Here is a 26,547-nt window from a genome sequence, read left to right on the forward strand (position 1 = left end):
CAGCCTCATTCCAGGGCGCGACGCAGTCGAGAACCCGGAATTCAGAGGTTCTGGCACGAGATTCCGCACCTCACGCGCGTGCGGATGCCCCGGAACGACGGTGAGAGGGCGAGAATCAGCCTGCCACGGCGGCCGCTTCGACCTGCCTGACCAACTCCGGCAGCTGGTGCATGTCGGCAAACAGCAGGTCGGCGCCGGCCTGGCGCAGCGTCTCGGCATAATCGTCGCGGCAATGGCTGCCGCCATGGAAGCCAAATACGGTCATGCCGGCTGCCCGCGCGCCGGCAATGCCCGCGAGACTGTCTTCGATCACGACACAGCGCTCGGGCGGCACGCCCATTTCATTGGCCGCGAACAGGAACAGATCCGGCGCCGGCTTGCCGTTCTTGACCTGCGAGGCGGAGAAGATGTTTGGTGCGAGGCGCTCGTAGAGCCCGGTGCTCCCTAAGCTCACACGCATGCGCTGATGCGAGCCGCTGGAGGCGACGCAGACGGCTTGCGTGACGACATCGAGCACGTCGTGAATGCCACGGATTTCTTCGAGATCGGCTTCGAACGAGCGAAACAGCTCGTCCTGCAAGTCGGTGTGATAGGCGTCAGGCAGCTTGCGGCCGAGCTCGGATTCGATTTCGAGATTGGCCTGCCGCGTCGAGCGGCCAAGGAAGCGCACGAACACCTGCTCCGGGGTGATCGGATAGCCGTGTTTCGTCAGCACATCCGCATGCGCGCGGCAGGAGATCACCTCGCTGTCCACGAGCACGCCGTCGCAATCGAAGATGATGAGGTCGATGGGCACTAGAGCATGATTCCGAAAAGCATGCTCAAGAGGCCGGCTTGTCGTCGTCGAGCGGGACGCAATAGAGTTCGAGCCGGTGGTCGACCAGCTTGTAGCCGAGCTTGCGAGCGATTTCCGCCTGGAGCTTCTCGATCTCCTCGGAGGTGAACTCGATCACCTTGCCGTCGCGCAGGTTGATGAGATGGTCGTGATGGCTGTCGCGCATCGTCTCATAGCGCGCACGGCCCTCGCGGAAATCATGGCGCTCGATGATGCCGGCATCCTCGAACAGCTTCACGGTGCGATAGACGGTCGAGATCGAGATCTTGTCGTCGACGGCAACGCAGCGCCGGTACAGCTCTTCGACATCGGGATGATCAACCGATTCCGCGAGCACGCGCGCGATGACGCGGCGCTGCTCGGTCATGCGCATGCCTGTGGCGGCACAGCGCGCCTCGATGCCGGACGCCTTGGAGGCGGAAGAGGGTTTCAGTGCGGTCATAGGGTTGTCTGCCTGGCGGAGGCGCTTTCTGCCACCAATGTTACGACAAGTCACGTCGCATCAGAAGGGCATTCAATTGTTCCCCGTTAGGCTGCTTATAGTAGCGATCGCGGCGCCCGACCACCACGAATCCGGCCCGATCGTAGAGCCGCCGCGCCGGCTGGTTGTTTTCCTCCACCTCGAGAAATATTGTGCGCACGCCGCGCCCGGCGAGGTGGCCGAGATGGGTCATCAGCAGCGTCCGGGAGAGGCCGCGGCCGCGATAAGCCCCGTCCACCGCAATCGAGAGAATCTCCGCTTCGTCCGCACCGATCCGCGACACCGCAAAGCCGATCGTCTTGCGGCCGAGACGCAAGCGCTGCACCAGCGTGTTGCGCTCGCTGAGCATGCTCTCGAACTCGCCTTCGCCCCAGCCGCGCGCGAACGAGGCGCCGTGCAGCTGCGCGAGCCGCGCGGCATCGCTCAAGGTCGCCGGCTCGACGACGGCGCTGCCGCCGTGCCACCACTCCGACAGCCGTCCCATCATGAGGTTGCGGCTTGTGCTGCGAGCGGCTTCTGCGACGCCGGCTTTGCGTCGGGCGCCTTCAGATAGAACGGCCTTGCCGGCGTGGTGTCGGGATTGGCGGCGGCGCCGAGCCAGGCGACCCAGCCGATATCGGGTGCGGCTTGCGCGTCGACCGCAATGGGTTGCGCTGCATCCTTCGGCCAGCGATCGGCGAGGATCTTTGCGGCATTGCCGACCAGATGCGGCGCGCCGAATTGCGAGGCCGCGATCGCCTCGTCGATGGAGGCGACTTTAGGTCGCACCAACTGGCTGCCGTCGCCGGCGACGATCTGGAAATAGACGTGATCGTGCCGCGCATCGATTGCGGAGAGCACGGGCGCCGTTCCGCTCTGCCCCACGACGGCGGCGGCATAGGCCGACAGGGTGGTCAGGCCGACGGCCGGCCGCTCGGCCGCGAGCGCAAGGCCGCGCGCCGCCGAAATGCCGACGCGCAGGCCCGTGAAGCTTCCGGGACCGACGGTGACGGCGATGCGATCGAGCGCGGTGAAGGCGAGATCGGCGGATTGCATCACCCGCGCGATCAGCGGCATCAGGGCCTCGGCGTGGCCGCGCTTCATGAGCATCGATTCCTGCGCGCGCAGCTCGGCCGTTTCGGTGTCGAGCACGGCGGCCGCGCAGGCGTCGAGCGCAGTATCGATGGCGAGGATCAGCATGAAAAAGCAAATGGCGAGTGGCGAATGTCGAACAGTCTAGCCGATCGAAACGCCGTTCGCCATTCGCTACTCGCCATTTCGCTGGCCGATCACATCGGCCGGACTTCGACCACGTCGGGCACGAAATGCTTCAGGAGGTTCTGGATGCCGTGCTGGAGCGTCGCGGTCGATGACGGGCAGCCGGCGCAAGAACCCTTCATGTTGAGATAGACGATGCCGTCCTTGAATCCGCGGAAAGTGATGTCGCCTCCGTCATTGGCGACCGCCGGCCGCACCCGGGTCTCGATCAGGTCCTTGATCATGTCGACCGTCTCGGCATCGGCCTCGTCGAAGAACTCGTCCTCATCGTCGAGATCGGCATCATCGGCAGCCGCACCGTCGGCGAGCAGCGGCGCGCCGGACATGTAGTGCTCCATGATGGCACCGAGTATCGCCGGCTTGAGCTGCTGCCATTCACCGTTCGCCTTGGTCACGGTGATGAAATCCGATCCGTAGAACACGCCGGTGACGCCGGGCACGTCGAACAGCTTTTCGGCGAGCGGCGAGCGGGAAGCGGCTTCACGGCTCGAAAACTCCACCGGACTGCCGTCGACCACGACGCGGCCGGGAATGAATTTCAGCGTGGCGGGATTGGGGGTGGCTTCGGTTTGAATGAACATGGTTTTCTCCAGACGTCGCCGGTTCAAGGCCGGCGCGTACCCTATCCACTAGCAGATGGCGACGGCGAACGCACGATCAAGGGGGCAGGGGGCTGTTTCGTTGTTGTATCAGTAGGTTAGGGTGCTGAAACCGCAAGGCTTCATGACCTGGGCTTGTCCCGGCCATGAGCAGCAACAGGCCGCCTCCCAAGGGATCTACGACAGCGAATCCACGCTTTCGTCGCTCAGCGCGCCCGAGATGATGGTTACCGGTATCGGAAACGCACCCAGCTCATGCGCGAGCAGCGAGACCAGCGGTCCCGGCCCTTCCGCGCCGGGATTGGCGGCGAGCACCAGCATGGCGATGTCGGGGTCCTCGTCGATGACAGCGAGCAGCTGTTCCATCGCGCCGCCCTCCCGGATCACCCGTTCCGGCGTGATCGCGGCGATGCCGTTGGCGCGGCCGGCGGCGCGGTCGAGCGCGGCCTCCGCCGCTTCATGCGCCTCGGCGCGCATGATGTCGGCGACCCCAAGCCATTCCTGGCTCTGCTGCTCCGGCTCGATGATGCGCAGCATCACCACGCCGCCGCCGGCGCGGATCGCCCAGCGGCTGGCATAGTAAACCGCGCGATCCCATTCAGCGGTGTCGTCGACGACGACGAGGCATTTGGGCTTGTGACCCGGCTCGAAGCAAAGTCGCTTGCTGGTCATGCATGTCCCGGCGAGTGCATGGCCGTATGCTGCCACACTCCTTCCCGCTTGGGGAGAGGAGACGCGATCGGCGCCATGGCGCCGACCGTTCTAGCGCCGGCGGATGAAGCCGACGATGTCCTTCGAGAGCTTCATGGTCTCGTCGGCGATGGCGCGCGCCCGATCGGCGCCGTCGTTCAGGATCGCGTCGATATGGCCGGGATCGGCCACGAGGCGCTTCATCTCGCCGGCGATCGGCGCGAGCTTTGTGACGCACAGCTCCGCCAGCGCGTTCTTGAAGCTGGAGAACTGGCCGCCGCCGAATTCTCGCAGCACGTCCGCCTTGGGGCGGCCGGAGAGCGCGGCGAAGATGCCGACGAGGTTGTCGGCTTCGGGGCGGGCTTCCAGGCCCTTCTCCTCTGACGGCAACGGCTCCGGATCGGTCTTGGCCTTGCGGATCTTCTGCGCGATGGTGTCGGCGTCGTCGGTGAGGTTGATGCGTGAATTGTCGGAGGCATCCGACTTCGACATCTTCTTGGTGCCGTCGCGCAGGCTCATCACGCGCGTCGCCGGGCCTGTGATCAGGGGTTCCGGCAGCGGGAAGAACAGGCCGTCGTTGGCGCCCTGCGCGCGGATCGAGTCGCCGAAATCATTGTTGAACTTCTGTGCGATGTCGCGGGAGAGCTCGAGATGCTGCTTCTGGTCCTCGCCGACCGGAACGTGGGTGGCGCGGTACAGCAGGATGTCGGCCGCCATCAGCACGGGATAGTCGAACAGCCCGACCGACGCGTTCTCCCGATCCTTGCCGGCCTTCTCCTTGAACTGGGTCATGCGGCCCAGCCAGCCCATCCGTGCGACGCAGTTGAAGATCCAGGCGAGCTCGGCATGTCCAGAGACCTGGCTCTGGTTGAACACGATGTGCTTCTCGGGATCGATGCCGGCGGCGATGAAGGCCGCGGTCACCTCGCGGGTGCTGCGGGTGAGCTCGGCCGGGCCGCCCCAGACGTCGACGCCTTGCGTGATCGCGTGCATGTCGACGACGCAATAAATGCAGTTGTGGGTTTCCTGCATCTTCACGAAGTTGACGATCGCGCCGAGGTAGTTGCCGAGGTGCAGATTGCCCGTCGGCTGGACGCCCGAAAAGACCCGTTCAACGAATGCCATGGTCAGCCTTCTCATAGGTATTTGGCCGTCGTTTCCAACAGCGGCGCTGCCCCGTCAAGGGCAATTCGCGAGGTCAGTCCTGCCGGTCGTCCGGGGCGGGCCGCTTCAGGACGACGGCCGCTTCGCGCCAGGACACCGCTCCGAGGATATGCAGCAGCAGGCCGTAGACGGCCATTCCGGCCGCGATCTGCGCGCCGAGCACGATGAAATCGATGAAGCCATGGGCCGAGGCCGCCACGAGGCCTGAAGTCAGCCAGAGCAGCGTGCCCATGGCAGCGGCGGCGAGCACGATCCGCGGCAGCCGCTTGCGGGCGCTTGCGTCGACCGAGAAGCCGAACTCGCGCGTGCCCTTGCGGAGCAGCGAAAGCGCGCTGCTCCAGGCGCCGGCCGCGATGCTTGCGGCGATCCCGCTCGTGCCGAAGAGATGGCCGAGCAGGACGGCAAGCACGACGGCGACCACAAAGCCTTGGGCGGTGGCGATCAGCGGCGTCATCGTGTCGCTGCGGGCATAAAAGGCAGGCGATAACGCCTTGATCAGCACATGCGCCGGCAGGCCCAGTGCCAGCCACATCAACGCCTGCGCCGTCGCCGCGCTGTCCTGCGCGCCGAACGCGCCATGCTCGAACAGCAGCCGCACGATCGGCTCGGCCAGGACGATCAGTCCGAGCGTGGCCGGCAGCGCCAACCCGGTCGCAAGCTCCAGCGCACGCGATTCGGCATGCGCCACCGCATCGCGATCGCCGCTGCTCACTGCGCGCGTCAGCTCCGGCACCAGCACCGTTCCCATGGCGACGCCGACGATGCCGAGCGGCAGCTCGATCAGGCGGTTGGCGAAATAGAGCCAGGACACTGCGGAAGGCGTCGCCGAGGCGATGATCGCGCCCGCCACCATCAGCCATTGCGGTCCCGAGCTTGCGAGCATGCCGGGGATCGCCTTGGCGAAGAAGCCGCGCATCTCCTTGCCGAAACTGGCGCGCAGCGGCGTCGCAAGATGTGCGCTTCGCTGCGACAGCAGCATCAGGAGTTGCAGCAGGCCGGCGATACCGACGGTGCCCGCCAGGATCCACGCAGCGAAGCTGGCGTCTGCATGCCAGACGAGCAGCATCGCGATCGCGGCGATCAGCGCGATGTTGAACAACAGAGGCGAGAACGCCGTCAGCGCGAAACGGCCCTGTGCATTGAGCAACCCCATCAGCACGGTGACGGGACCGGCGAAGGCGAGGTAGGGCAGCATCAGCCGCGCGTACTCAACTGCGAGATCGAGCGTGCCGCTGCCGAGGAATCCCGGCGCGACGACCGTGATGACCAGCGGCATCAGCAATGCGATCAGGATCGAAATCGCGATCAGCGCCGCGCTGACCGTGCCGAGCACGCGTCCGGCGAACGCAGCTGCGGCTGCCGCCCCGTCGCGGTCGCGAATCCGCAGCAAGGCCGGGATCAGCGCCGCGTTCAGCGCGCCCTCGCTGAGCAGCCGGCGCACCACGTTGACGAGCTGAAACGCCGCGAGAAACGCGTCCGCCACCGCGCCGGTGCCGAGCAGCGCCGCGATCATGGAATCGCGGGCAAAGCCCAGCAGCCGCGAGGCCAATGTTCCCGTCGAGACGGTGAGGAAGGAGCGGATCATTGCTCTCGAGAATACCGTTGCTTGCCCGCGCCGGCCCGGTCGTGATAGGCCGCGAGCCAGATTTCAGGCCGACAGGAAGCGGATTTCCCCGGCAATCGCAATCCGGCAAACAGGATCAAGGTGAATGGCTGACGTGAAATATGACGTCCTCGGCATCGGCAACGCACTGTTCGACGTGCTGGTCAGGACCGACGAGGCCTTTCTGGCCAGGCATGGCATGGCCAAGGGCAGCATGTCGCTGATCGACGAGGCGCGGGCGGCGGCCATCTACAAGGACATGGGCCCGGCCACGGAAGTCTCGGGCGGATCGGCCGCCAACACCATCGTCGGCATCGGCAGCCTGGGGGCGCGCGCCGCCTATGTCGGCAAGGTCAAGGACGACCAGATCGGCAAGCTCTATGTCCACGACATCCGCGCCGCCGGTGTCGCCTTCAACACGCCCGCCGCCACGGACGGCCCCGCCACGGGCTGCTCCTACATCCTGGTCACCGGCGACGGCGAGCGCACCATGAACACCTATCTCGGCGCAGCGCAGGACCTCTCGCCCGCCGACATCGACCCGGCCGAGATCGCTTCTGCCGGCATCGTCTATCTCGAGGGTTATCTCTGGGACCCCAAGAACGCCAAGGATGCCTTCGTCAAGGCGGCCACGATCGCCCATGACGCCAGGCGCAAGGTGGCGCTGACGCTGTCGGATTCCTTCTGCGTCGACCGTTATCGCGACGAGTTTCTCTCGCTGATGCGCAACGGGACCGTCGACATCGTGTTCGCCAACGAATCCGAGCTGCATTCGCTCTACATGACCTCGGACTTCGACAGCGCGCTGAAGCAGCTGCGCAACGACGTCAATCTCGGCGTCGTCACCCGCAGCGAGAAGGGCTGCATGGTGGTCTCGGTGGAAGACGCCGTCGCAGCTCCCGCCTTTCCGGTCGACAAGGTGATCGACACCACAGGCGCCGGCGATCTCTTCGCTGCCGGCTTCCTGTATGGCCTCGCGCGCAATCTCGCCTACAAGCAGTGCGGCGAACTCGGCGCGCTCGCCGCCGCCGAAGTGATTCAGCACATCGGCGCGCGTCCGCAGGTCTCTCTGAAGGAATTGGCCGAGCAGCGCGGGCTGACGGGTTAAGGCTCGTCTCTCTCCGTCATTGCGAGCGCAGCGAAGCAATCCAGTCTCCTCTGCGGAGAGATTCTGGATTGCTTCGTCGCGAGAGCTCCTCGCAATGACGATGTGCCTCACGCCGTCTTCGCCGCCTTCAATCCCAGCCGCTGCTCCACCGCATCACGCATCACGAATTTCTGGATCTTGCCCGTCACGGTCATCGGGAATTCATCGACGAACTCGACATAGCGCGGGATCTTGTTGTGGGCGATCTGGCCGTCGCAGAAGGCGCGGACCTCCTCGGCCGTCAGCGTCTCGCCCGGCCTGACGCGAATCCAGGCGCAGAGCTCCTCGCCGTAGCGGGTGTCGGCGACGCCGAAAATCTGCACGTCCTGGATCCTGGGGTGACGGTACAGAAACTCCTCGATCTCGCGCGGGTAGAGATTCTCGCCGCCGCGGATCACCAGATCCTTGATGCGGCCGACGATGTTGCAATAGCCCTCGTCGTCGATGGTGGCGAGGTCGCCGGTATGCATCCAGCCATTGGCGTCGAGCACGTCGGCCGTCTTTTCCTGCTCCTCCCAATAGCCCAGCATGACGCTGTAGCCGCGGGTGCAGAGCTCGCCGCGTTCGCCGCGCTCGACGATCTTGCCTTCGAGATCGACGACCTTCACCTCGACATGCGGGTGAATGCGGCCGACCGTGGAGACGCGCCGCTCGAGCGGATCGTCGGTGGCGCTCTGGAAGCTGACCGGGCTGGTCTCGGTCATTCCATAGGCGATGGTGACCTCGCGCATGTTCATCTCGGTGTTGACGCGCTTCATCACCTCGATTGGGCAGGGCGCGCCGGCCATGATGCCGGTCCGCAGGGATTTCAGATTGAACGTCTTGAACTCGGGGTGATCGAGTTCGGCGATGAACATGGTCGGCACGCCGTACAGGGCGGTGCATTTCTCCTGCTCGACCGCACGCAGCGTCGCGAGCGGATCAAAGCCCTCGCCCGGGTAGACCATGGTGGTGCCGAGCGTGACCGAGGCGAGGTTGCCCATCACCATGCCGAAGCAATGATAGAGGGGGACCGGAATGCAGATGCGATCCTGTTCGGTGAGACGCATCGCACGGCCGGTGAAATAGCCGTTGTTGAGGATGTTGTGGTGGGTCAGCGTCACGCCTTTCGGCGATCCCGTGGTGCCGCTGGTGAACTGGATATTGACGGGGTCGTCGAATTGCAGGGCGGCGCCGAGCGCGGCAAGCTGCTCGCGATGCTGTGCCCGGCCCATGCGCGCGACCTCCTCGAACGCGATAGTGCCTGGGGCCGCCGGGCCGCCGATCTGGATCACCATCCGCAAGGCCGGCAATCGCGCCGCCTGCAACTGTCCGGGCTTGGCGTCCGCCAGCTCCGGCAGCAGCGTGTTGAGCATCTCCATGTAATTGCTGGTCTTGAACGCCGTTGCGGTGACGATCGCAGAGCAGCCGACCTTCTTCAGCGCGAATTCCAGCTCACTGAGCCGGTAGGCCGGGTTGATCGTCACCAGGATCAGGCCGGCCCTGGCAGCGGCGAACTGGGTCAGCGTCCATTCCGGCCGGTTCAGCGACCAGATGCCGATCCGATCCCCGCGTTCGAGCCCGAGCGCGAGAAAGCCCGCGGCGAGCGCATCGACCCGTTCGGCGAGTTCTCTCCAGGTCCATCTGACGCCGTGGCTAGGCGAAACCAGCGCCTCGCGATCGCCCCAGCGCCGCACCGCGCGGTCGAGGCTGCGACCGATGGTGTCGCCGAGCAGCGGCGCGTCCGAGATGCCGCAAACGTAGCTGTCCGCCTTAACCGCCAAATTATCAGCCAAGTCGAAATCCTCTCGTCAAAATACCCAGCATAGTCCCTCAGTCGTCATGCCCGGGCTTGACCCGGGCATCCACGTCTTTGTGGCCTGCGGCTGCACGTGGATGGCCGGGACAAGCCCGGCCATGACGGGTGGTGAGAGTCGCACCGTTACGCCGCCTTCTGGCCGCTCCCGGCGTCGAGCCCGGCATAGACCCCGCGCTCGAAGCCCGCGAACGCCTCTAGGCATTTCGCGTCCGCGAACGGCAATAGCTGCATCAGGATCACGCCGGTGACATCGCGTGCCGGATCGATCCAGTAGTAGGTGTTTGCGAGGCCTGCCCAGGCGAGGCTACCGGGGCTGCGCCCTTCCGCAGTCTTGGCGGTGTTGATCATGAAGCTGAGGCCCCATTTCTTCACCTGCTCCGGATAGAGATCGACGTCATTGGTGTACATCGGTGCCGCCGTGGTCATCTTGCCCATGGCGAGGTCGCCGATCTGGTTCTGCCCCATGGTCGCGACAGTCTCGGCTTTCAGCACCTGGTTGCCATTGCCGCGACCCTTGTTCAGGATCATCTGGGTGAACCTGATGTAGTCTGCCGCGGTCGAGTAGAGGCCGCCGCCACCCATGTGGAATTCCGGCTCCTGTTCGAGCTCGAACGGGATGGCAGCCAGCTGGCCGTCCTCGCCGCGCGCGTGCATGCCGACGAGGCGCCTGCGCATGTCGTCGGTGATCTTGAAGGCCGTGTCGTTCATGCCGAGCGGGGCGAACAGATTGTCGCGCAGGTAAGCGTCGAGCCGCTTGCCGCTGACGGCTTCCACCGCCTTGCCGACGAAATCGATGTTCGTTCCGTATTCCCAGCGCGTGCCGGGGTCGCTCATGATCGGAGTCTTCAGTGCCGCGTTTTGGCAGGTGGTGATGGCGGGAATGCCGTTCTTGTCCAGATAGACCGCGAGATCGCCGTTCCACATATTGTAGCAGAAGCCGGCGGTGTGGGTCATGAGCTGGCGCAGGGTGATCGGTCCCTTCGCCGGGCGCAGCTTCGCCTCGCCCTTGGCGTCGAAGCCTTCGAGCACCTGCGGCTTGGCGAGGTCGGGCAGCACATCGCCGATCGGCGCGTCCAGCGACAGCTTGCCTTGCTCGACCAGCTGCATCGCGCCCGCCGTGGTCACCGCCTTCGTCATCGAGGCGATCCAGAACACGCTGTCCGCGGTCATCGCGTCGGGCTTCGACAGGTCACGCTCGCCAAACGCGCCCTGATACAGCACGTCGTTACCGCTGGCGGCGATGGCGACGACGCCGGGAATCTCCTTGGCGTCGCTCTTCTGGCGCAGAATCTCGTCGATCTCGGCTTTGCTTTGCATGGTGAATCCTCCGTTTTGATTATTGTTGGAAGTGATGGATTGTCCTACTGCACGCCCCGTACGGCAAGCGCGTAAAGATGCCCGCGGTGGTCGCGATGTCGTGACTTGACGGTCTGGGTCCGAAGCACGACGACAACAGGGACGATCGGCGGCGCTCGCTCACAATCTGCGGTGGATGACCGGAGTTCGCCCTCACCTTCGATGGGCTTCGGACGATATGCTTCGTGAGTTTTCAGACGCATGAAACATTTCGTGAGCGGCCGCGTTCTGCACCCGGCCTGATCGATGGCCGATTAAGACTTGATGCAAATGTTGCGGCCGCGGATGGGCGGCAAGGGGGACCTCAGATGATTTCGACCTGGAGTGAATGGAAGCGCTATCCCCGTCCGGGACGCGGCGAGAACCTGGAGGCGCCCATCTCGCCCGGCGTCTACGAGGTCCGCATCGCCGGCACCGGCGCACTCTATTCCTTTGGCGCGGTCGACAATCTGGCGCAGGCACTGGCGCTGCTGCCGGTCGGCTCAAAATCATGGTTCGGCCGCCGCGACACCTCACATGTCCCCGATCTCGAGTATCGGACGTGCGCGACGTCCACGAAGGCCGACGCCAAGGCAGCGGCCGAGCGCATGATCGGCCGCCGCGAAACCTATATGAGCGGCGCGGCGTAACTAGGCCGCGGCGCGCAGAGCTGTTTCCGTGCCCGCGCTGCCGACCTCTCCCACTTGGGCCCACTTGGGGAGAGGTCAGGGACACTCGGCTCCGAGCCTCGCTGCCATCTGATGTGCGTTGCCGGGCGGTGCATTGCGCGCCGTCTATCCCTATATTCCGGCCCGATCCGATCGCTACAGGAGTAACGCCATGACCCAGACCGCCGCCGCACGCGCTCCGCAAGCCTCGTCCAATCTGCGCGACCGGTTGAAAGACCCGTCGCTGCTCAAGGAAGCCTGCTATATCGACGGCGCCTGGGTCGGCACGCCGGTCTTTGCCGTCAACAATCCCGCCACCGGCGTCGAGTTTGCCAAGGTTCCGCAGCTCGGTGCGGAGGAGACGACCAAGGCGGTCGAAGCCGCCGAGCGCGCCTTTCCGGCCTGGGCGAAGCACACGGCCAAGCAGCGCTCCAACATCCTGCGCAAATGGTTCGAGCTGATCATCGCCAATCGCGAGGACCTCGCGCTGATCCTCACTTCCGAGCAGGGCAAGCCGCTCACCGAGGCGCTCGGCGAGGTCGATATCGGCGGCGCCTATGTCGAGTTCTTCGCCGAGGAGGCGCGGCGGGTCTATGGCGAGACCATTCCGACGCAGCGGCCTGATGCGCGGCTGCTCGCGATCAAGCAGCCGATCGGCGTCTGCGGCGCGATCACGCCGTGGAATTTCCCGAACTCGATGATCACCCGAAAGGTCTCGCCGGCGCTGGCGGCCGGCTGCACCGTGGTGCTCAAGCCCGCCAACGAGACGCCGCTGTCGGCGCTCGCGCTTGCCGCGTTGGCCGAGAAGGCTGGTGTGCCCAAGGGCGTCTTCAACATCGTCACGGGTGACGCGCCGCCGATCGGCAAGGTGTTGTGCGAGCATCCGGCCGTACGCTTCGTCGGCTTCACCGGCTCGACCGCGGTTGGCAAGATCCTCTATCAGCAGGCTTCCGTCGGCGTGAAGCGGCTCGGCCTCGAGCTCGGCGGCAACGCGCCGTTCGTGGTGTTCGACGACGCCGATATCGACGCCGCGGTCGAAGGTGCCATCGTCTCGAAATACCGCAACATGGGGCAGACCTGCGTCTGTGCCAACCGTCTCTACGCCCAGGACAAGATCTACGACGAGTTCGTGCAAAAGCTGTCGAAGAAGGTCGCGGCGATGAAGATCGGCGACGGCACCGAGAGCGGCGTCACCCAGGGCCCGCTGATCAATTTGAAAGCGGTCGACAAGGTCGAGCGCCACATCGCCGATGCCGTGAAGCGCGGCGCCAAGGTCGTCACCGGCGGCAAGCGCAGTGAGCTCGGACGCTCCTTCTTCGAGCCGACCGTGCTCGCCGACGTCAAGCCGGACTCGCCGGTGGCGCAGGAAGAAACTTTCGGCCCGCTTGCGCCGGTCATCCGCTTCAAGGACGAAGCCGATGTGATTGCGATGTGCAACGCCTCGCCGTTCGGCCTTGCCTCCTACTTCTACTCCCGCGATCTCGGCCGCGTCTGGCGCGTCGCCGAGGCGCTGGAATCCGGCATGGTCGGCGTCAACACCGGCCTCATCACGACTGAGGTCGCGCCCTTCGGCGGCGTCAAGGAGAGTGGCCTCGGCCGCGAAGGCTCGCATCACGGCATGGAGGAATATGTCGAGATCAAATACGTGATGATGGCCGGAGTTTGAGGGGCTCGTTCCCTCCTTCATCGGGGAGCACCGATCTCTCCAGGTCATTGCGGGTCAACGGGTCCGCGCGAAGCGCGGCCCGATGACAGGCTCCGCGAAGCAAATCCAGACCCTCCACAGAGGCAACCTGGATTGCTTCGTCGCACCAGCGCAAAATTGCTACGCAATTTTGTCGAGGGCTCCTCGCTATGACGGAGCGAGAGGATGCCGAAGCCTAAATCTTCAGCTCTGTCCCCGTCACGCGCCGATACGCTTCCAGATATCGTTTGCTGGTTGCGTCCACGACGCTCGCTGGCAGCGGGGGCGGCGGGGCGTCGCCGTTCCAGCGGCCGGCGCGGCGTTCGACGTCGAGATAATCGCGCAAGGGCTGCTTGTCGAAGCTCGCCTGCGGCTGGCCGGGCTTGTAGGCATCCACCGCCCAGAAGCGCGAGGAATCCGGCGTCATGACCTCGTCGATGAGGATGATGCGTCCCTCCTTGTCGCGGCCGAACTCGAACTTGGTGTCGGCGATGATGATGCCCTGCTCGCGCGCCAGCTCCTCGCCGAGCGTGTAGATCGCGCGCGTCATGCTCTCCAGGGTGTAGGCGACCTCGTCGCCGACGACCTCGCGCATCCGCGCGATCGTGATGTTCTCGTCATGGCCGCTCTCGGCCTTGGTCGCCGGGCTGAAGATCGCAGGCTCCAGCTTCTCGGTCTCGACGAGGCCCGCCGTCAGCTTCTCGCCGGCCAGCGTGCCGCTCGCGGCATATTCCTTCCAGGCCGAGCCTGAAAGATAGCCGCGGATCACGCATTCGATCGGGAAAACGGTGGTCCGCTTGCACAGCATGGCGCGGCCGAGGATATCGGCGCGATGCTGTTGCAACGCCGGCACGGCCGCGATGATCTCGTCGGTGTCGGCGCTGATCATGTGATGCGGCACAACGCCTTCGAGCTCGTTGAACCAGAACGCGCTGATCTGCGTCAGCACCGCGCCCTTCATCGGTATGGTCTCGCCCATCACCACATCGAAGGCGCTGATCCGGTCCGTGGTGACGAGCAGCAGGCGGTCGTCGTCGATGGCGTAGATGTCGCGCACCTTGCCGCGTCCGATCTTGGGCAGCGGCAGGTCGCTGGAGAGCATGGTGGTCATCGGCATGGCTTTCGCAGGCAGGGCCTTCAGGCAATAATCCGGCCACGCCGGATGGCGCAGCCGGACACCGGGATAGCTTATTCCGGCAGCGGAATGAACTCGTGTTCCTGTGGAACTGCCGCGAAGCGACCTGTTTTCCAGTCCTGCTTGGCCTGCTCGATGCGCTCCTTGCTGGAGGACACGAAATTCCACCAGATGTGGCGCGGGCCTTCCAGCGCATCACCACCAAGAAACATCATCCGAGTCGCCTTGAGCGCCTTCACGGTGATGCGGTCGCCCGGTCGGAAGATCAGGAGCCGTGGCCCCTCGTAACGTTCGTTCGCGATCTCGACCTCGCCGTCCACCACGTAAATCGCACGTTCCTCGTGATCAGGATCGAGCGGAACGCTCGCGCCCGCCACTGCCGTGACCTCGGTGTAGAACCAGGGCGATACCATCGTGACGGGTGAGGCGATGCCGAAGGACGAGCCCGCGATCACGCGTGCCGTGAAATCCCGTTCGGTGATCATCGGCAAGTCTCCCGCAGCATAATGCTGAAACGACGGCGCGATCTCTTCCGATCCGACCGGCAGCGCGATCCAGCTCTGCAGGCCGAGCATCTTCTGACCCGAAGCGCGCTGCGTATCCGGCGTGCGTTCGGAATGAGCGATGCCGCGGCCGGCCGTCATCAGATTCATCGCGCCTGGCGCGATCTCCTGGACGTTACCCTCGCTGTCGCGATGCATGATCGCGCCGTCGAACAGATAAGTGACGGTCGCGAGCCCGATATGCGGATGCGGCCGCACGTCCATGCCCTTGCCGGAGACGAACTGCACGGGGCCGAAATGATCGAAGAAGATGAAGGGCCCCACCATCTGCCGCTTGCCATGCGGCAGCGCGCGGCGCACCGCGAATCCATCGCCGAGATCGCGCGTCCGCGGCACGATGACGAGATCGAGCGCATCGCAGGACATGGGATCGCCGAGCACGGGATCGTTCGAGGGTTGCCAGCTCATGGGGGACTCCTTCTGTATCTCAGTGAGTCCGATCGTAGCAGGATTTCGCGGCATCGTCGCGGCAAAGCCGGGCCCGGATGGCGCGGACGACAATAGCTCCATGCTCTGCTGTCATGCCCCGGCTCGACCGGGCATCCCGGGCGATAGCGGTGCTCGGCCGGCGAAGCTCTGGCGAAGACGGCAAGCCGGACGATGACAGTTGTGGTGTGGATGGTCCTTGAAAAGTCGAGCGTGACGAACGATGTTCGGCTGCTTCCAACCACGACCGATCGCCGCAGCCGATGACCCTTGCCGCAACCGAGCTTGCCTTCCGTTCCGCCAGCGTCGCGTTGCTGCTGGTTTTGACGGCCTCACTCGTCGCGGATTTCCGTAATGTCCTCGCCGCCCGCCTCGGCGCTGCCTTCGCGCTCGGCTCGGCCGCGCATGCGGCGAGCTATTCGATCGGCGTATCGTCGCTGGTCCCGGCCTGGCATGCACCGCTGATTGCGCTCTCGACTGGCAACATCGTGGTGTTCTGGCTATTCACGCGCGCGCTGTTCGATGACGAGTTTCGCCTGCAATGGTGGCACGGATTGATCTGGGCGGCGGTGACTGCCTTCAGCCTTGTCGGGTGCCTCTGGGTCGCCCCCGGCGGAAACATGCGCTTCCAGGTCATTGCGGCCGATCTGATCGTGCTCGGCTTCATCGGCCTCGCGGTTGCGCAGACGATCAATTCGTGGTCGGCCGATCTGGTCGAACGTCGTCGCCGTGTTCGCGTCTTCATTGTGTGTGCGGCGGCCCTCTATGGCAGCTTGAATGCCGTGCTCCAGATCCTCGTTGCCGGCAGCGCTGGCGATGTCGCCGACACGATCAATACCGGCGTGCTCGCCTGCGTCGTCGCGGCCATCGCCTATGCGATGATGCGTGTCGATGGCGCCGATCTGTTTCTGCCTGTTGCGGAGCCGGCGCCGGCGACTGCTCCGAGCCATGCCGCTGCAATCGAGGACGCTGCCGACCGGAAACTCGTCGATGCGCTGATGCGGCTGATGGCCGACGAGCGCATCTACCGTCAGGAGAACATCACCATCGGTGCGCTGGCGGGCCGGCTCAAGATTCCCGAATACCGCCTGCGCCGACTGATCAATCAACGGCTCGGCTATCGCAACTTCAATGTGTTCCTGAACAACCACCGGATCGAGGAGGCCAAGGCCGCGCTCGCCGACCCCGCCCAGATCGAGGTCCCCGTCATCACCATCGCGATGGATGCCGGCTTCCAGTCGCTCGGCCCGTTCAACCGCGCCTTCAAGGCGGTCACGGGCGTGACGCCGACGGAGTACCGGCGGCTGAAGGTGAACGCCGCCTAGATTCCACTGCCTTGTAATTACGTCGAAATTTCAGAATCGGCGAGCCTCGGCACGGGTTTCAGCCAGGTTAGTTTCAAATCCGGCGGGCGCTTCCCTGCACATTCAGGCTTCCTTGGCGGCACCACCCCAGCCGGAGATAGCCCGTGACCCGCCGCCGCAAGCTCGTCCTCCTCGTCACCATCATAGCCTCTGCAGGCCTCGCACTCGGCGCCGCGCGAGCCCGCGACGTGCCCAAGGTCGCCACTGGCTTCGTCGCCGACGTCCTGTGCTCCGAGACCTTCGTCTCCGGCCTCGATGCCAGCCGCAGTTTCACCGAGACCACCGATGCGATGCCTGGCGCCGGCCTGATCGGCTGGGCGATGGACTACCAGGTGGACCGCACGCGCAAGGATGTCACTGTGACGCTGTTCGGCCTTGGCCGCAGCCGCGCTGTCTACCGCGAGGGTCTTGGCTGCACGCTCGAGCATGATGCGAGGATTGAAGCCGTGGCACCGCCGGTGGACGACAGGCAGCCCGTGCTGCTTCCCGAGATCGCCGGTCCAGGGATCGTGCCGCCGCAGAGCGCGGCGCTGGCCGCAGCGCTCGAGCGCGCTTTTGCCGAGCCTACACGGCCGCCGTATCGCCGCACCCGCGCGATTGTCGTGATGAAGGCGGGCCGCGTCGTTGCTGAGCGCTATGCGGATGGAATTGGACCTGAGACGCCGCTGCTCGGCTTCTCCATGACCAAGTCGGTGATCTCGGCGCTGACAGGCATGCTGGTGCGCCAGGGCAAGCTGAAGCTCGAAGGGCCGGCGCCGGTCGCCACCTGGAAGGATCGCGATGATCCGCGTCATGCCATCACCGTCGATCAGTTGTTGCGTCACACCGCGGGGCTTGCGCTCGGCAGCTCGTTGCAGGCCTCGCTCGGCTCGACGTTCGAGCCGGTCAACAGGATGAAGTTCGTGGAGACCGACATGGCCGCTTATGCGGCGAGCATCCCGCTCGAGACCGCACCGGGCACCGCCTGGAACTATCACGACGGCAATTCCATGATTGTCTCGCAGCTGATCCGTAACGCCGTCGGCGGCAGCCCCGCTGACGCGCTCCGCTTCGCGCGCCGCGAATTGTTCGGCCCGCTCGGCATGCGCCACGTCGTCCTCCAGCTCGATGGTTCGGGCACGATCGAAGGGTCGAGCGAGATGCTGGCATCCGCGCGCGACTGGGCACGCTTCGGCCAGCTCTATCTCAACGGTGGCGTCGCCGGCGGCAAGCGCATCCTGCCTGAGGGGTGGGTGAGCTACACGGCTACGCCCACGCCGAATGCCTGGGTCGGCATCGGCGCCGGCTTCTGGACCAACCAGGGCAATAGCTACGGCGCAACCTTCCGCATCGAACATGGCTGGCCCCGCGATGCCTTCTTCGCCAAGGGCACCATCGGGCAGTACACGATCGTGATTCCGTCAGAACGCCTGGTGATCGTGCGGCTTGGCCGCTCGCCGAACGCGCCGCCGGAAGCAGACGGCGTCTTCGATCTGGTGCGCGATGTGGTCGCGGCGACGCGGGAGGAGGGGAAGGTGGTGGGTGCGGATTGATGTCCTTCTTACCCGCCCCTGGAGGGCCCTCAAGGGGAGGGTAAGAAGAGGCCGCGGCGCTGGTCTCACCGTCCCAGCTCTGTCGCCTTTGCCACGCGGTCGAACCGCTCGAGCGTCATGATCGCATCCGCGAATTTCTCCGCCCGCGCGTTCAGCACCGGCCGCGCCAGCGTCAAGAATTTCTGCTGCATGGCCTGCGTGTCCGGGAAGGATGTCGGCTCGCCGGAGGGATCGGCATAGAGCCGCTCATGCACGCCATCGTCCGTGGTGATGCTGACGCGGGCGCCGAACGGATGGGTGCGGCCGATCTCGAGCCGGTCGTCCTGCACCACGTCGAACTTGTCGGCCAGCGCGTCGATCGCAGCATCGCCAAGGCGGCTATAGTCGTCCCAGCCGAACGAGCCCTGGTCGAGCGCGAGCGCGCCGGTGAAGAACATCGAGAACTGGCCGCCGACGATCGAGCGCGGATGGCGCTTGGTTGTTGCATCGCCGGTCAACGTGATGCCGTTGCGGTGCAGCCCGATCTCGACGCGCTTGACCTGGTCGGGTGTCAGATTGTGCTCGCGCCGCATCGCGATCAGCGCGTCGATCGCGGCATGGGTGTAGCGGCAGCTCGGATAGGGCTTTACGCCGATCTTCATGGTCTCGTAGGTCTTGCCGAGCTCGGCCACCGCCTTGTCCGGATGCGCGTCGTCGGTATAGCCGGCGAGCAGGCCGTGCTTGCCCTCGACCGATTCCGTCGCGCCGACGAAATCGTTGCGCGCCAGCGTTGCGGCGATCACGCCGTTCATCGCGGCGGCGCCGACCTGGTAGCGCTTGTTCCAGGCGCCGTTGACCAAGAATTGCAGCGAGCCCGCGGCCTGGCTGCCGGAGACGCCGAAGGCGGCGATGAGCTGCTTCTCGTTGAGCCCGAACAGCTTGCCGGCCGCCGCAGCCGCGCCATAGGTGCCGGCGGTCGCGGTCGGGTGGAAGCCGCGTGCATAATGCGAGGTCGGGTCGAGCGCGTTGCCGAGCCGGCAGCAGACCTCATAGCCCGCCACGATCGCGGTCAGCACGTCACGGCCGGACGCGCCGACCATCTCGCCGACGGCGAAGGCGGCCGGAACCACCGGCGCGCTCGGATGCAGCGAGGAATCGGCGTGGGTGTCGTCGAAGTCGAGGGAATGGCCGAGCGCGCCGTTCAGCAGCGCCGCGACCGCCGGCGTCCAGGTCTTGCTGTCGCCGAACACGGTCGATTCGCCCTTGGTGTCGAGCGCGAGCGCCTCCAGCATCTTCAGGATCGACGGAGTCGATTCCGCCTCGCGGCGGGCGCGGATGGCGCTGCCGAGGAAGTCCAGCGTCAGCACTTTGGCGCGATCCAGCACTTCCGCCGGAATATCCTGGTATTTCAGATTGAAGACATAGGCGGCGAGCGTTGCGGTTTCGTGGGCCATCGTGTTTCCTCGTTTTGGCGCGCAAGTTAGGCGGGCTGATTTGGCCTTTCAAGCGGCCTTGCGGGGGCGGGCACCAGCCATGCTTTTTGCCTGGCTCGAGAGGACCGGAAGGTTGATCATGACAGGCGCAAGAGAGCTGTTCGACCGCATCCGGTCGCGGCGGACGCAGCTGGGGCTGGCGATCCGGGTCACCGTGGCGGCGACGGCGGCCTATGCCATCGCCACCGCCCTGCATCTGCTGCTGCCGCTCTGGGCGGTGCTGACCTCGCTGATCGTGACCCAGATGAGCGTCGGCCGCTCGCTGAAGGCGACGCGCGACTACATGCTCGGCACCATCGGCGGCGCCGTCTATGGCGGCGCCATCGCGATCCTGATCCCTTATTCCAGCGAAGCCGGGCTGCTGGGGCTCCTGGTGCTCTCCGTCGCCCCGCTCGCCTTCATCGCCGCGATCAATCCGAGCCTCAGCGCGGCCACGGTCACGGCCGTGATCGTGCTCCTGGTCCCGACCATGAACCACTCGGATCCCCTGGCTTCGGCGATCGACCGGGTCAGCGAGGTCGCCGTCGGCGCCATCACGGGTCTGCTCGTCTCCTTCCTGGTGCTGCCCTCGCGCGCGGTGCGGCAGATTCGCGCCAGCGCGGCGAAACTGCTCGAGCTGATCGCGGATGCCTTCGCCGAGCTGCTCGCGGGCCTCACGCGCGGCCGGGACAACGACGCGCTGCACCGGATCCAGGACGGCATCGGCACCGCCATGGTCAACCTCAACGCGATCGGCGCCGAGGCCGAACGCGAGCGCGCCGCACGCCTGTCGAGCGGGCCCGATACCGGCCCCTTGCTGCGGACCGTCCTGAGGCTGCGCCATGACGTCGTGATGATCGGTCGCGCCACCGTGGTGCCGCTGCCCGCCGACGTGCAGACGCGGCTCGCAGCTCCGCTGACGGAGGTCTCCACCGTGATCGCGCGTTTCCTGCGTTCGGCCGCCGCGGCCTTGCGCGAAGGCGCCGGTGCGCCGCCGATCCATCCCGTCCACGTCGCGCTCCAGCACTATGCCGAGGCGGTCGCCGCCGTCCGTCACGACGGCCTGATTCGCGGCCAGCCCGGCGACACCGCCGAGCGCTTCTTCGCGCTCGGATTCTCCCTGGAGCAGATGCACCAGAATCTGTGCGATCTCGACCGCGTCGTCGGTGAATGGTCGGAAGTCGCCACCGACAAGTCTGTGCGCGTGGCGGAATGAGTGAAAGGATCCGAGGTGCAACCATGATGGCCTCGAAGCCGGAGCTACGCATCGACGGTTCCGAATTTTCGACGCTCGAAGGATTTTATGAGCAGGTCAGCCTTCGCATTATCCCGGGTGCTAAGTGGGGCAGAAATCTTGACGCCTTCAATGACATTCTGCGAGGTGGCTTTGGGACGCCTGACGAGGGTTTCGTTTTCTGCTGGGACAATCATGAAATCTCGAAGCGGAATCTCGGATATGACGAGACCGCTCGCCAACTGCGGACGAGGCTGGAACGATGTCACCCTTCCAACAGAGCGCGAGTCGAAAGTCAGCTGACTGAGGCGCTCAGACACGAAGGACCCACAGTATTCGACTGGCTTATCGAAATAATCGGATGCCATTGTCCTGGCGGCGATGAAGCTGAGGATGGCATCGAACTCACTCTTCGGTGACCGGACCTCGGCTCGTGAGTGCGCGCCCAATTAGCGCTGCACGAGGCCCTTGCTCCGCATGCGCCAAACCAGGAGGTCAATGCGGTCCTGGCCGAAGAACGGCTCCTTCTCGAACACGAAGGTCGGCACGCCCCAATGGCCCGAGGCTGCATGGTCCTTCTCGTTCTCTGCGATCACACGCTCGTAGCGGTCCGGGTCGGCGGTGATCGCGGCGTCCATGGCGGCAAGATCGAAGCCAGCCTTCTCCGCCGCGCGCGCGAGATGATCGCCCTCGTTCCATCCGGTGACCGACCCGTCCCATAGCACGCGTGCGATCTCAGAGGTGAATACGAGTGAGCGGCCTTCTAGCTGCGCCATGGCGCCCAGCCGGGTCAGTCGGTGGATGTAGGGCTGCTCGGCCGCGACCTCCAGCGTCGTCATGTTCTGCACGATCGGGTCTGGGCGGGGAAAGCGGAACGGAATGCCCTCGTATTCCGCCACGCGGGTGGAATCGCGGACAACGTAGCGCGCGAACTGCGGATTGGCTTTCTTGAAGAAGCCGGGCACGCGCAACGCGAGTGGGTAGACGGGACGCAGGTTCACCGCGAGATCGTAGTCTTGGACGAGCTTCAGCGTCTTGGGCAGCGCGAGATAGCTGTAGGGGCTGCGGAAAGAGAAGAAGAGATCGACTGACAAGCTCATCGCGCCGGCTCCACGATCCGTCCCATCATGTTGCGGACCACCAGCTTGTGGAAGGGCATGATGAGGGTGAGATAGGTTCTGCCGAGCAGGTTATGCGTTCGCACCAGCGTCGTCGAGGTCACCTGGCCGCTCGCGGCATTGCCTGAAACATCGACCACGATGCGAAAGTCGAGATGAGAATCATCGAAGCCGGCGACCAGCCGTTCGGGCGTTTCACTCAGCACCGGAAACAGGCCGATCAACCCGCCCGGCGCCGGCGCGCCTTCGCCCGATGTCTTCAGCCCGAACGGTCTCACCAGGATGTTGCGCAGGCGCAGCAGGGCGTCGATCCAGCGCGGCCCGTTCAGCACCATCCTGCTGCAGGCCTCGCGGGCATTCACTGCCGTCGCACCGATTTCGACGCGAAACGCGTCGATAAACTGGGCGCCGGCCAGCAGTGTACTGGCATCGACGTCAGGGGTGACTTCGCGGACGGTCCCTATCATCCCGCCAATCTGCGCGTCAGCAACCGGAAGCGCAAGATCAGCAGCCCGGCATAGACGAAGGTCCCGACCGAGAACCCGATCCAGACTCCGACCGCGCCGAGCCCGGCATTGAACGCCAGCACCCAGGCGATGGGAAAGGCGACGCCCCAATAGCCGATCGCCGCGAACAGCAGCGTCATCCTGGTGTCGTTGATGCCGCGCAGCGCGCCGCCCATGATGGTCTGGAGGCCATCGGCGATGAAGAAGGTGGCGCCGACCACCAGCAGTGTCGCGGTCAAGTCGATGGTGGACGCGCTTTCGCTGCCGCCGCCGAAGAACAGCCGGCCGAGCTGGTAGCGCCCGAGGATGATCGCGATGGTCAGCACGAAGACCAGGACGATGCCGAGCACGGCCGCGGCCAGCCCTGCGCGCTTCACCGCGGCGGGATCGCCGCGGCCGAAGGCATGGCCGACCCGCACCGTCGCGGCCATGCCGATGCCGAGCGGCACCATGAACAGCACGGCCGTGACCTGGAGCGCGATCTGGTGCGCGGCAATCGCGGCGGTCGAGATCAGTCCCATCAGCAGTGCGGCCGAGGAGAACAGGCCGTATTCCAGCAGCAGCGAAAACGAGATCGGCGCGCCGATCGCAATCAGCTGACGCATCAAGGGCCAGTCGATCCGCCACAGACGGGCGAGCGGGCGGTAGTCCGCAAACGGCCTGCGCAGCCCTGCGATGGCGAGAGCAGCCACGAAGGTGCCGAGATTGACGAGCGAGGTCGCGAGCCCCGCGCCGAACAGGCCAAGCTCCGGCAGGCCGAACAGGCCGTGGATCAGGGCATAGACCAGCGCGGCATTGAGGGGGATCGCCGCGACCGTGATCCACAGTGGCGCCTGAGGCCGGTTCACCGCGCTCATCATGCCGCGCAGCGCGATGAAGCCGAGCGCTGGTGCAATGCCCCAGGCCAGTCCGTTCAGGTAGCGCTGGGCGAGGTTGGCTGAATGCGGCGCCTGTCCGAGCGCGAGCAGGATCTGCTCGCCATAGAGCGGCGAGGCCATCATCGGCAGCGAGATCAGCAGCGCGACCCAAAGCCCGACGCGCAAGGAGCGGCGGATCAGCCTGACATCGCCGGCTCCGAAAGCCTGCGCCGCCAGCGGCGACACCGCGGACGTCAATCCGAGCCCGAAGGTGAAGCTGACGAAATAGACTGTATGGGCTAGCGCCGCCGCGGCCACCGCGTCCTCGCCGAGCCGCCCGATCATCGCGAGATCGGTGGTGATCATCGCGATCTGCCCGAGCTGGGTCAGCATCAGCGGCACGGCCAGGCGCAGCGTCTCGACGAATTCTCGGGCGAGATGGTTCGACGGCGCGTCCGATCGTGCTCGGTACGGCTGCTTGGTATCCACAAGGTCAGTCATGGCAGGGGCATAGCAGCCCCGCTTGGCGAAGTAACGGCAAAGAAAGAGAGGCGGGTCGGTCCCGTAAAAAAGGCGCGCGCTGACGAAGGAAAGTGTGGCCTGCGCCGTATTCGTCATGTGCGGCGAACCTCCGCCGGTCCTAGATTGGGAAGTTGAGCATGATAACGAGATTTGGACTGACGCTCGCCGCGTTGATCCTCTGTGCTGTCCCGGGTGCTGGCCACGTCGCTGCCGCCGATCTGAGGCTGCCTGCCTCTCCCCCGCCGCCAGCCCTGGCCGCGTCAGCGGCGCTCTTGAGCTGGGCCGGGCCCTATTTCGGCGTGCAGGGTGGCTATCTGTCGGGCCGCTCCGAAGTCTCGTTTCCCGCAACCGGTGAGTTTCATTTCGTCGATCCCAAGGGAGCGACCGTGGGTGCAACGGCGGGCTTCTCGGCGCAATGGGGCCGGATCGTCGCCGGCCTCGAGGGCGATGTGAACTTCGTCGATGCGCGAGCGACGGTCGATACCGGCTTCGCGCCCGTGCCATCCGTCACGCAGCTGCAATCGGCCGTCAACTGGAATAGCCATCTGCGCGGGCGCATCGGCTACGCTTTCCCCCGGACGCTGCTGTTCGCCAGCGGCGGCCTTGCGATTGCAGGCGTCGAGAGCAAGGCTTTCGACAATGCGAGCGGCGCTGTCGCGAACTGGAGCGACACCCGAATTGGCTGGTCGATCGGAGCGGGAGCGGAGTTTCGGGTCGCACCTCAGGGATCGGTTCGCCTCGAATACCTCTATGACAATTATGGATCAAAGATGCTCGGCGCGCAGACGGTCGGGGCGACCGCCTTCGGTGAGCGCGAGTCCAAGCTCGATACGCATACCGTTCGAGCCGGCGTATATTGGCGCTTTTGACCGGGGCGGTCGCGGCTTGTTGCCGCAGGTGCCTCAATTGAAGCGGCGGTGCGCGCCGGCAATGCGGCATATCTCCCCTGGCCGGGACCGGGACGTACTCCGCAGCAACGATGACCGCAGGCCAGGGCAACAGGGCGAGATGACGGAAGAGCCATCGGACGAGGCCTTGATGGTGGAGGTTTCGGCGCGGCAACAGCACGCGTTTCGTATCCTGATGCGACGCCACATGCCGCGGGCGCTGCGGGTCGCGCAACGGATCGTCCGCGACCCGGCCGAGGCCGACGATATCGGCCAGGAAGCGTTCCTGCGTGTCTGGTCCCACGCAGCCTCATTCGATCCGCAGGTCGCGAAGTTCACGACGTGGTTCTACCGGATCGTCCTCAACCTGACGTTCGACCGCACGAGGCGGCGTAGCTTCCATCCCCTCGATGAGGCGGGCGACGTGCCCGATACGGCGCCGCATGCGGCCGAAAGCATGATCGCGGCAGAGGAGCGCCGCCTGCTCCAACGCGCAATGGCGAGCTTGTCGGACCGTCAACGCGGCGCGATCGCGCTCTTTCACATGGAAGGGCTGAGCGGCCAGGAAGCGGCAGAAGCGATGAATCTCAGCGCGAAGGCGTTCGAATCGCTGCTCGGCCGCGCCCGCGCCGCGCTCAAGGAAAGCGTTCAGAAAATACAAGACACGGGGAGTTTCGCATGACGCTCGATCAGTTCAGACGGTTGGCCGAGACGTGGGGCGGCGACATCGAGCGCTGGCCCACCTCGACGCGCGATGGCGCGCGGCAGTTCGCGGCGACCTTGGAAGGCCGGCGCGTCCTTGATGAGCAGGCGCGCCTCGACCGCCTCCTTACCGCGGCTCCGGAGATTGAGGCCGGTCGCGCCGAGCGCGCCAGCTTCCTCGTCCTGCAAAGAATTGCCGCCATCCAGCCGCGGCGCCCGCAGCCGTGGCATCGCTTCCTGCTTTCGCGAGCCCTCGTGCCAGCCGCAAGTCTCGCTTGCTCCGTGATGGTGGGCGCGTGGCTCGCGGGCGCGGCGCCCTATGTTCGTCCGCCATCGGACCCCTTGTCGGTCGTGAGCGGTGTCTTCGACGTCTACGCAATCGGTTATGGATCGGTCCAATGAAGTTCTGGCGAGAATCGTCATTCGGCCTGCGGGCGCTGATGCTGCTGTCGCTCTGCGCCAATGTCGTCCTGTTCACCTACGTCACGGTGCAATGGCTGGCGCCCGGCGGACTCGTGCCGGGCGCGGGTTTGCCGCTTCGGATGATCGAGCGCGTTGCGGATAGATTGCCGAAGGATGATGCGGAAATCCTGTGGAACATCTATCACGGCAAGGAAGCCGAGCTGCTGCCTCTTCAGACCGAATACCGGCATGCGCTGATCAAGGCCATGAAGGCGGCGGCGCAGACGAATCTCGACAAGGCCCAGTTGCAAGCGGCCGTGGCGGATGCCCGCGACAAGCGCTTGAAGATTGGCGACGTCGTCGTCGCCACCTTCGTCGAGATGCTGGAGCGAATTTCACCGAAAGGACGCCGCCAACTCGTCGGCGGCTATTTTCGCTGAGCCGCGCGGAGTGAGCGAGGGATTCGGTCCGTCCAGGCGTATCACCTACATCGATGTCTGCGAGTTGGTGGAGATGACATGGTGCAACGATTTGGCAGGGCGGCAAACGGACCGGCGGTGAGGTTCTCGCGGCGGGCTCCCGTCTAT

At 65.3% G+C, this 26,547-nt stretch carries 27 protein-coding genes; 11 read left to right on the plus strand and 16 right to left on the minus strand.

Features of this window, described 5'->3' with window-relative positions:
* Positions 1-115: 115 nt before the first annotated feature.
* The 8 genes from ACYCVF_RS17915 to murJ all read right to left on the minus strand — a co-directional run bounded on the left by ACYCVF_RS17915 (position 116) and on the right by murJ (position 6,611).
* Positions 116-796, minus strand: coding sequence for an HAD family hydrolase (locus tag ACYCVF_RS17915; protein ID WP_459598460.1), 681 nt, complete (start codon positions 794-796; stop codon positions 116-118).
* Positions 797-821: 25 nt separating this feature from the next.
* Entirely contained in the window at positions 822-1,277 is a 456-nt protein-coding gene (locus tag ACYCVF_RS17920) for a Fur family transcriptional regulator (protein ID WP_459598462.1), read from the minus strand.
* Positions 1,278-1,317: 40 nt separating this feature from the next.
* A complete protein-coding gene (gene rimI / locus ACYCVF_RS17925) occupies positions 1,318-1,803 on the minus strand; it encodes a ribosomal protein S18-alanine N-acetyltransferase (RefSeq protein ID WP_459598464.1) in 486 nt (161 codons plus the stop codon).
* Positions 1,800-2,495 carry a tRNA (adenosine(37)-N6)-threonylcarbamoyltransferase complex dimerization subunit type 1 TsaB gene (gene tsaB, locus ACYCVF_RS17930; RefSeq protein WP_459598466.1) on the minus strand — a complete coding sequence of 232 codons (696 nt, stop codon included), beginning with the start codon at positions 2,493-2,495 and terminating at the stop codon, positions 1,800-1,802. Before tsaB ends, rimI begins: the two co-directional genes overlap by 4 nt.
* Positions 2,496-2,584: 89 nt before the next feature.
* On the minus strand, positions 2,585-3,154 hold the full coding sequence (locus tag ACYCVF_RS17935; RefSeq protein WP_459598468.1) for a NifU family protein: 570 nt from the start codon (positions 3,152-3,154) through the stop codon (positions 2,585-2,587).
* Between the two features lie 195 nt (positions 3,155-3,349).
* Positions 3,350-3,844 carry a universal stress protein gene (locus ACYCVF_RS17940; RefSeq protein WP_459598470.1) on the minus strand — a complete coding sequence of 165 codons (495 nt, stop codon included), beginning with the start codon at positions 3,842-3,844 and terminating at the stop codon, positions 3,350-3,352.
* A gap of 90 nt (positions 3,845-3,934) precedes the next feature.
* Positions 3,935-4,987 carry a tryptophan--tRNA ligase gene (gene trpS, locus ACYCVF_RS17945; RefSeq protein WP_459598472.1) on the minus strand — a complete coding sequence of 351 codons (1,053 nt, stop codon included), beginning with the start codon at positions 4,985-4,987 and terminating at the stop codon, positions 3,935-3,937.
* Between the two features lie 73 nt (positions 4,988-5,060).
* Positions 5,061-6,611 (minus strand): murein biosynthesis integral membrane protein MurJ, encoded by a 1,551-nt coding sequence (gene murJ / locus ACYCVF_RS17950; protein WP_459598474.1) that lies wholly within the window; start codon positions 6,609-6,611, stop codon positions 5,061-5,063.
* A 124-nt stretch (positions 6,612-6,735) separates the two neighbouring features.
* Between murJ and ACYCVF_RS17955 the strand changes: the two genes are divergently transcribed.
* Positions 6,736-7,737, plus strand: a complete 1,002-nt coding sequence (locus ACYCVF_RS17955; protein ID WP_459598475.1) for an adenosine kinase — start codon at positions 6,736-6,738, stop codon at positions 7,735-7,737.
* 107 nt (positions 7,738-7,844) lie between these two features.
* Here the strand turns inward: ACYCVF_RS17955 and ACYCVF_RS17960 are convergent, their stop codons facing one another.
* Positions 7,845-9,539: an AMP-binding protein gene (locus ACYCVF_RS17960; protein ID WP_459599658.1), complete on the minus strand. Its 1,695-nt coding sequence runs from the start codon at positions 9,537-9,539 to the stop codon at positions 7,845-7,847.
* A 158-nt stretch (positions 9,540-9,697) separates the two neighbouring features.
* Positions 9,698-10,891, minus strand: coding sequence for a serine hydrolase domain-containing protein (locus tag ACYCVF_RS17965; protein ID WP_459598476.1), 1,194 nt, complete (start codon positions 10,889-10,891; stop codon positions 9,698-9,700).
* Between the two features lie 347 nt (positions 10,892-11,238).
* On the opposite strand from ACYCVF_RS17965, the gene ACYCVF_RS17970 reads away from it, so the two are divergent.
* Positions 11,239-11,559, plus strand: coding sequence for a hypothetical protein (locus ACYCVF_RS17970; protein WP_459598478.1), 321 nt, complete (start codon positions 11,239-11,241; stop codon positions 11,557-11,559).
* 190 nt (positions 11,560-11,749) lie between these two features.
* Positions 11,750-13,243 (plus strand): NAD-dependent succinate-semialdehyde dehydrogenase, encoded by a 1,494-nt coding sequence (locus ACYCVF_RS17975; RefSeq protein WP_459606571.1) that lies wholly within the window; start codon positions 11,750-11,752, stop codon positions 13,241-13,243.
* A gap of 214 nt (positions 13,244-13,457) precedes the next feature.
* On the opposite strand, the gene ACYCVF_RS17980 is transcribed toward ACYCVF_RS17975, so the two are convergent.
* Together ACYCVF_RS17980 and ACYCVF_RS17985 are read right to left on the minus strand one after the other, a co-directional pair.
* Positions 13,458-14,372 (minus strand): phosphoribosylaminoimidazolesuccinocarboxamide synthase, encoded by a 915-nt coding sequence (locus tag ACYCVF_RS17980; protein ID WP_459599660.1) that lies wholly within the window; start codon positions 14,370-14,372, stop codon positions 13,458-13,460.
* Positions 14,373-14,449: 77 nt separating this feature from the next.
* Positions 14,450-15,367 (minus strand): pirin family protein, encoded by a 918-nt coding sequence (locus tag ACYCVF_RS17985; protein WP_459598482.1) that lies wholly within the window; start codon positions 15,365-15,367, stop codon positions 14,450-14,452.
* A 281-nt stretch (positions 15,368-15,648) separates the two neighbouring features.
* Here ACYCVF_RS17985 and ACYCVF_RS17990 point away from each other — a divergent pair, with 281 nt between their 5' ends.
* Entirely contained in the window at positions 15,649-16,710 is a 1,062-nt protein-coding gene (locus ACYCVF_RS17990) for a helix-turn-helix domain-containing protein (protein ID WP_459598484.1), read from the plus strand.
* 143 nt (positions 16,711-16,853) lie between these two features.
* The gene (locus tag ACYCVF_RS17995; RefSeq protein ID WP_459598486.1) at positions 16,854-18,281 is read left to right on the plus strand and encodes a serine hydrolase domain-containing protein; all 1,428 of its coding nucleotides are present in this window, start codon (positions 16,854-16,856) and stop codon (positions 18,279-18,281) included.
* Positions 18,282-18,346: 65 nt separating this feature from the next.
* On the opposite strand, the gene ACYCVF_RS18000 is transcribed toward ACYCVF_RS17995, so the two are convergent.
* Positions 18,347-19,714, minus strand: a complete 1,368-nt coding sequence (locus ACYCVF_RS18000; protein WP_459598488.1) for an MmgE/PrpD family protein — start codon at positions 19,712-19,714, stop codon at positions 18,347-18,349.
* Between the two features lie 118 nt (positions 19,715-19,832).
* Here ACYCVF_RS18000 and ACYCVF_RS18005 point away from each other — a divergent pair, with 118 nt between their 5' ends.
* Together ACYCVF_RS18005 and ACYCVF_RS18010 are read left to right on the plus strand one after the other, a co-directional pair.
* Positions 19,833-20,948, plus strand: coding sequence for an FUSC family protein (locus ACYCVF_RS18005; protein ID WP_459598490.1), 1,116 nt, complete (start codon positions 19,833-19,835; stop codon positions 20,946-20,948).
* A 26-nt stretch (positions 20,949-20,974) separates the two neighbouring features.
* A complete protein-coding gene (locus ACYCVF_RS18010; RefSeq protein ID WP_459599662.1) occupies positions 20,975-21,385 on the plus strand; it encodes a barstar family protein in 411 nt (136 codons plus the stop codon).
* A gap of 30 nt (positions 21,386-21,415) precedes the next feature.
* Here the strand turns inward: ACYCVF_RS18010 and ACYCVF_RS18015 are convergent, their stop codons facing one another.
* The 3 genes from ACYCVF_RS18015 to ACYCVF_RS18025 are packed head-to-tail and all read right to left on the minus strand — an operon-like array spanning position 21,416 to position 23,948.
* Entirely contained in the window at positions 21,416-22,066 is a 651-nt protein-coding gene (locus ACYCVF_RS18015; RefSeq protein ID WP_459598492.1) for a DsbA family protein, read from the minus strand.
* Entirely contained in the window at positions 22,063-22,551 is a 489-nt protein-coding gene (locus ACYCVF_RS18020) for a DUF2867 domain-containing protein (RefSeq protein WP_459598494.1), read from the minus strand. The genes ACYCVF_RS18015 and ACYCVF_RS18020 overlap by 4 nt, the downstream gene beginning before the upstream one ends.
* Positions 22,548-23,948, minus strand: coding sequence for an MATE family efflux transporter (locus ACYCVF_RS18025; protein ID WP_459598496.1), 1,401 nt, complete (start codon positions 23,946-23,948; stop codon positions 22,548-22,550). The genes ACYCVF_RS18020 and ACYCVF_RS18025 overlap by 4 nt, the downstream gene beginning before the upstream one ends.
* A gap of 158 nt (positions 23,949-24,106) precedes the next feature.
* Here ACYCVF_RS18025 and ACYCVF_RS18030 point away from each other — a divergent pair, with 158 nt between their 5' ends.
* The 4 genes from ACYCVF_RS18030 (at position 24,107) to ACYCVF_RS18045 (ending at position 26,400) form a co-directional block, all read left to right on the plus strand.
* Entirely contained in the window at positions 24,107-24,838 is a 732-nt protein-coding gene (locus tag ACYCVF_RS18030; RefSeq protein ID WP_459598498.1) for an outer membrane protein, read from the plus strand.
* 139 nt (positions 24,839-24,977) lie between these two features.
* Complete coding sequence (locus ACYCVF_RS18035) at positions 24,978-25,538, plus strand: RNA polymerase sigma factor (protein ID WP_459599664.1); 561 nt, start codon at positions 24,978-24,980, stop codon at positions 25,536-25,538.
* Entirely contained in the window at positions 25,535-25,960 is a 426-nt protein-coding gene (locus ACYCVF_RS18040) for a hypothetical protein (protein WP_459598500.1), read from the plus strand. The genes ACYCVF_RS18035 and ACYCVF_RS18040 overlap by 4 nt, the downstream gene beginning before the upstream one ends.
* Positions 25,957-26,400, plus strand: coding sequence for a periplasmic heavy metal sensor (locus tag ACYCVF_RS18045; protein ID WP_459598502.1), 444 nt, complete (start codon positions 25,957-25,959; stop codon positions 26,398-26,400). The genes ACYCVF_RS18040 and ACYCVF_RS18045 overlap by 4 nt, the downstream gene beginning before the upstream one ends.
* Positions 26,401-26,547: the final 147 nt, after the last annotated feature.

This window comes from Bradyrhizobium cedriense (genome assembly GCF_054602315.1).